The 7,147-nt window shown below is 61.7% G+C and carries 6 protein-coding genes and 1 pseudogene; 6 read left to right on the forward strand and 1 reads right to left on the reverse strand.

Going from position 1 to position 7,147, the window contains the following annotated elements:
• Positions 1 to 189: 189 nt before the first annotated feature.
• The 6 genes from M727_RS0130070 (at position 190) to M727_RS0130095 (ending at position 6,418) form a co-directional block, all read left to right on the forward strand.
• Positions 190 to 975, forward strand: coding sequence for a ThuA domain-containing protein (locus M727_RS0130070; RefSeq protein ID WP_027155692.1), 786 nt, complete (start codon positions 190 to 192; stop codon positions 973 to 975).
• 78 nt (positions 976 to 1,053) lie between these two features.
• Positions 1,054 to 2,112 (forward strand): Gfo/Idh/MocA family oxidoreductase, encoded by a 1,059-nt coding sequence (locus M727_RS0130075; protein WP_027155693.1) that lies wholly within the window; start codon positions 1,054 to 1,056, stop codon positions 2,110 to 2,112.
• Positions 2,113 to 2,134: 22 nt separating this feature from the next.
• Positions 2,135 to 2,536, forward strand: coding sequence for a GFA family protein (locus tag M727_RS0130080; protein ID WP_027155694.1), 402 nt, complete (start codon positions 2,135 to 2,137; stop codon positions 2,534 to 2,536).
• A 77-nt stretch (positions 2,537 to 2,613) separates the two neighbouring features.
• Entirely contained in the window at positions 2,614 to 3,492 is an 879-nt protein-coding gene (locus M727_RS0130085; protein ID WP_245269050.1) for an N-formylglutamate amidohydrolase, read from the forward strand.
• Positions 3,489 to 5,357, forward strand: a complete 1,869-nt coding sequence (locus tag M727_RS0130090) for a flavohemoglobin expression-modulating QEGLA motif protein (protein ID WP_027155696.1) — start codon at positions 3,489 to 3,491, stop codon at positions 5,355 to 5,357. Before M727_RS0130085 ends, M727_RS0130090 begins: the two co-directional genes overlap by 4 nt.
• 14 nt (positions 5,358 to 5,371) lie before the next feature.
• Positions 5,372 to 6,418: a glutathione synthetase gene (locus M727_RS0130095; protein ID WP_027155697.1), complete on the forward strand. Its 1,047-nt coding sequence runs from the start codon at positions 5,372 to 5,374 to the stop codon at positions 6,416 to 6,418.
• Between the two features lie 429 nt (positions 6,419 to 6,847).
• Here M727_RS0130095 and M727_RS38085 read toward each other — a convergent pair.
• Positions 6,848 to 7,147: pseudogene (locus M727_RS38085) on the reverse strand (MFS transporter); the annotation flags it as partial.

Genomic DNA, 7,147 nt, shown 5'->3' on the forward strand with positions numbered 1-7,147 from the left:
CGGCGTGACATCCATCTCCCCCCAAGTGGGGGAGATGTCCGGCAGGACAGATGGGGGCGCTATCCCGCCGACATCTCCGGAATTCCACCCAATTGTCAGCAGCCAGCCTCGAAACCGTTTTCATTCCCGGCCGATGACACTATGACTGACCTGACCGGGGCGGCGGCTTCAACCGATCAAGAGGATGTCATGACGATACGCGCTGTCGTTTGGGGCGAGAATATCCATGAGCGGACCAATGAGGTGGTGGCGGGGATCTACCCCGAGGGCATGCATGCAACGATCGCCGACGCGCTGAGGCTCGACCCGGAAATTTCGGTATCGTGGGCGACGCTTGAGCAACCGGAGCATGGCCTGCCGGCCGACCGTCTGGCGCAAACCGATGTCCTCGTGTGGTGGGGACACAAGGACCATGGCGCCGTCGCCGACGAAGTCGTCGAGCGCGTGGCGCGCCGCGTCTGGCAAGGCATGGGGCTGATCGTGCTTCATTCCGGCCATTTCTCGAAGATCTTCAAGCAATTGATGGGCACGCCCTGCACGCTGAAATGGCGCGAGGCCGGCGAGCGCGAGCGGCTCTGGGTGACGAGCCCCAACCACCCGATCGCTGCCGGGATCGGCGAGTATTTCGAGCTTGAGAACGAGGAGATGTATGGCGAGCAGTTCGCCGTGCCGGAACCGCTGGAAACGGTTTTCATCTCCTGGTTCCAAGGCGGCGAAGTGTTCCGGTCGGGGCTGACCTGGCGCCGCGGCGCCGGCAACATCTTCTATTTCCGGCCAGGTCACGAAACCTATCCAACCTATCACGACGCGAATGTCCAAAAGGTGCTGCGCAATGCGGTGAAATGGGCGCACAACCCGCAGAGCGCGCATCCAGCCATCCTCGACGCGCCGAACGTGCCGGTGGAAAAGGCGCTCGAGCCGATCGTCGAACGCGGCGGAAAGCTCCATGCCGAGGGCGAAGCCGGGTTTCGCTAGACTGCTGTCGCGAAGCTTCGGTTCTGAAAAATCCATGATCGAACAAGAAGATAAGGCCTCATCCTAAGGATAAGAATTATGCGTCTTTTGATACTCGGCACCGGCTGGATGGCGGAAGAGCATGCCAGGCAGTTCAGCAGGATCGAAGGCGTCGAAATGGTCGGCGCCGTCGATCTCGACCGCGCGCGTGTCGACAAGTTTTCGGACAGCTACGCAATCCCCAACCGGTTCGCGTCGCTGGAAGACGCGCTCGCATGGGACAAGTTCGACGCGGTGGCGAATGTAACGCCAGACCGCATCCACCATCCGACCACCATGATGCTGATCGCGGCGGGCAAGCCGGTGCTGTGCGAAAAACCGTTGGCCGAAAATTATCAGCGGGCCAGTGAAATGGCCGACGCCGCCGAGCAAGCCGGCATCATCAACATGGTCAACCTGACCTATCGCAACGTCGCCCCGCTGCAGCGGGCACGCACCATGGTGCTTGCCGGCGAGATCGGCCAGGTCAGGCATGTCGAAGCATCCTATCTGCAGAGCTGGCTGGTCTCCAAGTTCTGGGGCGACTGGCGCACGGATCCGAAATGGCTGTGGCGGCTGTCGCGCGGCCACGGCTCCAATGGCGTGCTGGGCGATGTCGGCATCCACATACTCGATTTCGCCAGCTATGGCGCGGCGCTCGACATCGACCATGTGTTCTGCCGCCTCAGGTCCTTCGACAAGGCGCCCGGCAACCGGATCGGCGAGTACGAGCTCGACGCCAATGACAGTTTCACCATGGCGCTGGATTTCAGCAACGGCGCTTTTGGCGTCGTCCATGCCAGCCGCTGGGCAACCGGCCATCTCAACGAATTGCGGCTGCGCATCTATGGCGACAAGGGTGGTATCGAGGTCGTTCACAATCTGACCGACTCGGAACTGAAAGCGTGCATGGGCGAGGACATCGAGAACGCAAAATGGCAGGTTCTCGATGCCGGAACGGTGCCGACCAACTACCAGCGCTTCGTCGATGCGGTGCGAAACCGCGTCCAGGCCGAGCCGTCGTTCCGCCACGCGGCCGAATTGCAGAAGGTGCTCGACCTTGCCGTCGTCTCCGACCAGAAGAGGGCTGAGCTCAGGATCCATGCCGAAACCGATTGATGTTCGCTGAAAGGGGCCAGCCATGGTCACGCGCCGCGCCCAATGTTCCTGCGGTCAGCTGTCAGCCACCTGTTCGGGTGAGCCTGTACGCGTCTCTGTCTGCCATTGCCTGGCTTGCAAGCGGCGCACCGGCAGCGCGTTCAGCTTCAATGCGCGGTTTGCGGAGAATGATGTGTCGATCCAGGGACGAGCGGCGGAGTTCACGCGCGTTGGCGACGAAGGCGGCCGTGTCATCTACAGTTTCTGCCCGGATTGCGGCACCACTGTCCATTACCGGATCGATGTCCAGCCCGGTCTGATCGCCATTCCGGTGGGGGCTTTCGCCGACCCATCGTTCCCGCCGCCCTTCCTGTCCTTCTATCACGACAGCCGGCGCTGCGAGTGGGTCGAGGTCCGCACTGAGCCTCTGGCGACGTTCGGCTGAAGCCGTCGGCCACCTTCGGCTGACTTTTTGGACGGTTCAGCCTGCTGATCCAGGGCGAGCCAACGATCGCTTGTTCGATGAACTGGAACCGTCCACACTCTCCACGCATTCGATGGACTGTGAACACGATGACTTCCAACAATGATCCGGGCAACAATGATCCGGGTGGATCACCGGCAGGCTGGACGATCAAGCTCGGAGAGTCGCCTATAGTCGGTACAGCTATCCACAGCGGCAACGACGTTGGCAGGGCTTGTCGATCGCTCATGTGTCTCTCCGATCCCGACCGGCGTCGAGAAGAGGACCCGTTCACCGAGCGTTTCATCGCCGATTTTCCTACCCAGATCATCGTTCATCGGTCACGCTTCCAAGTGGACCTGAACCGTGCGCGAGACGCTGCGGTCTACCGGTCGCCGGACCAGTCCTGGGGCCTGAAAGTCTGGCGAGAGCAGCCGGACGAGGACATCGTTACGGAGTCTCTCTCCTTTCACGACGCCTTCTACAGTGAGCTGAACCGTGTCCTTGCCGGTATCGAGAAGCGCCATGGCAGCTTCGTTCTCATCGACGTCCATAGTTATAATCACCGGCGCGACGGACGGGAGGCTATGCCTACGTCCCGTGACGTCGCGCCCGACATCAACATCGGTACGTCTTCCATGGACCGCGAGCGCTGGGCACCGGTCGTCGACGCTTTCATCGAGACGCTTCGCGGCCAGCGTCTCAACGGCGAGCCGATCGATGTGCGCGAGAATGTGTCCTTCCAGGGCAAGGGCGAACAGACCCGTTTCGTCCATGCCAATTTTCCGGAAACCGGGTGTGCCATCGCCGTCGAGTTCAAGAAGATTTTCATGGACGAATGGAGTGGCGAACCCGACTGGGGAACAATCGAGCGGCTGCGCGCCATGCTAGCGTCTACGGTGCCTGTCCTGGAATCGGCGCTGCGGGCCATGCGATGAAGCCCAAGCTCGTTGAGCCCGCGCCTCCATTGGCGCAAATCGAATCGGACCTGGACGCGCTTTTGCGGGACGGCAAGCCAATCCGCCGCGATTTCGGCAATGGCAACCGTTTGCACATGGATCGGCCGCTGCCCTTTCTGTGTGTCCATGTTGGGTCGCATCAGGATGCGGCATTCCATGCCGTCTCCGCCAACGCGTCCTATCTGATCGCGGCCGACATCGGCCTCGCCCGCGAGGCCGCGCGGCTGGTGGTGCGAAGGCTGCGCGATCACTGCGGCGCCTTCCTCATGCTGGACATCGGCGAGTTGGCCGAAGACCGGTTCCTGACCGAGGATGTTCCGTTCCTGCCGCCCTTCGAGATTGCGCTGGCCTGCGGCGACACGGCGGCGGAGAAGGCAGCACTGAAGCGCTTCGCCACCGCTGCGTCCGCACGCGAAGCAAAATACCGCACGCCCCGCGTCGACGAACTCAACCCCACGACACGCGCCGAAGCACGGCTTCTGGATGATCTCGGTGATGCGGCGTGCTTGACGGTACGCTTCGCACCGATTTACCGGGTGCCTGGCACCAAGCGCGTCTACCCCGAACTCCACGACCTTGTCGTGGCCAACATGGTCGATTCCGCGCTTCAGGCCGTCAGCGCCTTCCTGAAGGCATCAAGGCTGGAACAGCCGGCAACCCATCGTTCGCTGGGGCGGCGCGCCTATATCGACGCGGTGGTGCGCGCTGATCGGGCGATCGACAACGTCGCGTCGACATTCGATTTTCTGCTTGCCGTCACACCGATCAATGCCGAACCAGCCTGGCTGGAATTCCAGGCAGGCGCCTTCGAGCGTGTGCCCGTACTGCTCTACAGGCCGCTCGAGTTCGAGGTCGCCGGCCAGAAACGGAAGCTCTATTCGGTCTCGCTCGATCATCTGGAAGATCCGCTGCTGACCACGCTGCTCTCGCAAAAGCAGCAGGAACTCGATCTCCAGCTGTCGATGCTCGCGGCGCGCGAAACGCCCCGCTTCGTCGAACTCGGACGAGCTCTCTATGGTAGCGTCGAGCCGAGCCTGGCGGCGCGAGCACGCGCCATTCTCGAAAAGGCGCCTAGGGTTGCGTCGGCCACCCGGCAGAAGGGCCTGGGCGCCGACGCTGTCGCCGCGGCCGCGCGAGACATGATCGCCGGCTACCGGGCAGCCTATCCCGAATTCGATGCCTCCGTGGAGATCCGCGGCGACCTGCCGGCCGGCCTCCTCGTCTCTCGAAACCGGCTGCTGGTTTCACGCGATACCAACCTTCCACCGGAGCGTCTGACTGCGCTGCTCAGTCACGAGATCGGTGTCCATCTGCTGACCTATTTCAACGGCGATGCGCAGGGGCTCGCCATTTTCCGCAACGGACTCGCCGGCTATGAGGGCATGCAGGAGGGACTGGCCGTGCTGGCGGAATATCTGGTCGGCGGCATGACCGCAGCGCGGTTGAGGCTGATCGCGGCCAGGGTTATCGCCTGTCAGGCGATGCTCGACGGAGCAACATTCGAGGAGACCTTTCGCATCCTCCACAGGGATTTCGGTCTCGACGATCGCGGCGCCTTCAACGTCGTTCTGCGCGTCTATCGAGGCGGGGGCCTTGCAAAGGACGCCATCTATCTGCGGGGCATGGTGCAGATCCTCGATCATCTGAAGGACGGCGGCAGCCTCACGCCGTTCTGGATCGGCAAGATCTCCGCCGCGCATTTCGGAGCGATCCAGGAACTCAACGCGCGCGGCTTGCTGCGGGCGCCGCGCCTCGAGCCCGCGTTCCTCTCTTCCGACGCGGCGCGTCCGCGTCTCAAGAAAGCGATGGCGGGAATCGGTCCGATCGATATGGTTGAAACCTGAGCGGAGTCTCCTCGATGCGCATTGCGTTCTTCGTCAATTCCATTGAGAGCGAGACGCCCGCCTACACGACGACAGCGTTGGCGCTGGCCGCCGTCCAGCGCGGCCATTCCGTTGTCTATGTTGAACCAGGCGACTTCATACTGCGTCCGGATGACGGTCTGGCTGTCAGCGTAGCGGTTCTGCCGGATGCTTCCTACAAGACGTCCGACAGACTGCATGCTGCCCTGAAGGATGCAGCGAAGCAGAAAAAGACTCTGGCGATAAGCGATATCGACATTGTGTTTCTGCGCAACGATCCGTCGCTGGACGCCACCGATCGGCCATGGGCCGCCAACGCAGGCGTTATGTTCGGGCGGCTCGCGGCGGCTCGCGGCGCGATTGTCGTCAACGATCCGGATGGCCTGGGACAGGCGCAGAGCAAGCTCTACCTTCAGTCTTTTCCCGAGGCGGTCAGGCCGGCTACCCTGATATCGCGCAGCATTACCGAGATCCGCGCATTTATCGACAAACACTCGAAGGGCTGCATCGTCAAGCCACTCCAAGGATCGGGTGGCAAGAACGTCTTCCATATTGCAACGCCCACCGATTCCAACCTCAACCAGATTTTCGAAGCGGCCAGCGGTGACGGCTATCTCATCGCGCAGGTCTACATTCCGGAGGCCAAGGCTGGTGACGTGCGTCTTTTCCTGATGAACGGTCTGCCGCTGGTGCGCGACGGAAATTACGCAGCCTTTCGCCGCGTTCCAGCCAAGGGCGACGTCCGGTCCAATATCCATGCCGCTGGAACAGCCCGCAAAGTCAAGGTAACGGGCACGATGTTGGGCATTGCCGAGATGGTGCGCCCCAAATTGATCAATGACGGCATGTTTCTGGTTGGGCTCGACATCGTCGGAGACAAACTTCTGGAGATCAACGTCTTCACGCCAGGCGGGCTGACACGGCTCGCCGTCATGTACAAGACGGATTTTGCCACAAGCGTCATCATTGCGCTGGAGGAGAAGCGGACGCTGCGTCAAGCCTATGGAAAGACCATGACAAATTCGCGGCTGGCTACGCTTTGAGGGATGCAGGCAGGCCGGCTAGCAGGCCAACTAGGACGGCAAGTGGGTTGAGGTTCGCACTGAGACTCTGGCGACATTCGACTGAAGACGCCGGCCGGCTCTTTCCAGACTAGGGCAGAATCCAATCACTCTGAACGACCGAGTTCAATCCTTGTCTGCCCTCCGTTCGGAGAACTTCTACGGCAAGTTCTGACCCGATGCGGGCCTTCTGCAGCGGCTTTCCACGCTCGATAGCAGACGTTCGACGGAACGGGTGATCCTGCCCCGGCAAACACCGATGATGTCAGATAAAGTGCGGAAGACAATGTCATGAGGAAGCGAGGCGACATTTCACGCTCCGCGACAGCCGGAAGTGATCGACAACCTTTCCAACGTTTTCCTTCGCGATTGACCCATCCTGGTCAAACACCCCAAACCGGTGCGGCTGCATCACCGTTCCTCCGGCGGCTTGAGGTGCCGAAACTGCATCAGCAGCAGCAGATCGTAAGCGATCTTCAGTGCACCGCANATGAGGAGGGGCCAAGCCCGGAACGAGGCAGCGAACAGAGCGCCTGCCAGCGCGGGACTGGCTGCGGCGGCCAGGCTGCGCGGGACCGATGTGAAGCTCGCGGCGGCTGCCCGCTCCACCTCTGTGACAACCGCCATCACGTAGGAAGAGCGCGTGGGCACATCCATCTGCGAAAGTGCGGCACGAATCAGCAGCAAAGCGAGCGCCAGAGGGAGCGTCGG

Source organism: Mesorhizobium sp. WSM2561 (assembly GCF_000513915.1).
Classification (GTDB): domain Bacteria; phylum Pseudomonadota; class Alphaproteobacteria; order Rhizobiales; family Rhizobiaceae; genus Mesorhizobium; species Mesorhizobium muleiense.

What these genes read in the sequence shown, in the direction of transcription:
- M727_RS0130080 (WP_027155694.1), top strand. Translation starts at nt 2,135, where the DNA reads ATGGTCACGCGCCGCGCCCAATGTTCCTGCGGTCAGCTGTCAGCCACC.
- M727_RS0130070 (WP_027155692.1), top strand. Translation starts at nt 190, where the DNA reads ATGACGATACGCGCTGTCGTTTGGGGCGAGAATATCCATGAGCGGACC.
- M727_RS0130095 (WP_027155697.1), top strand. Translation starts at nt 5,372, where the DNA reads ATGCGCATTGCGTTCTTCGTCAATTCCATTGAGAGCGAGACGCCCGCC.
- M727_RS0130090 (WP_027155696.1), top strand. Translation starts at nt 3,489, where the DNA reads ATGAAGCCCAAGCTCGTTGAGCCCGCGCCTCCATTGGCGCAAATCGAA.
- M727_RS0130075 (WP_027155693.1), top strand. Translation starts at nt 1,054, where the DNA reads ATGCGTCTTTTGATACTCGGCACCGGCTGGATGGCGGAAGAGCATGCC.
- M727_RS0130085 (WP_245269050.1), top strand. Translation starts at nt 2,614, where the DNA reads ATGAACTGGAACCGTCCACACTCTCCACGCATTCGATGGACTGTGAAC.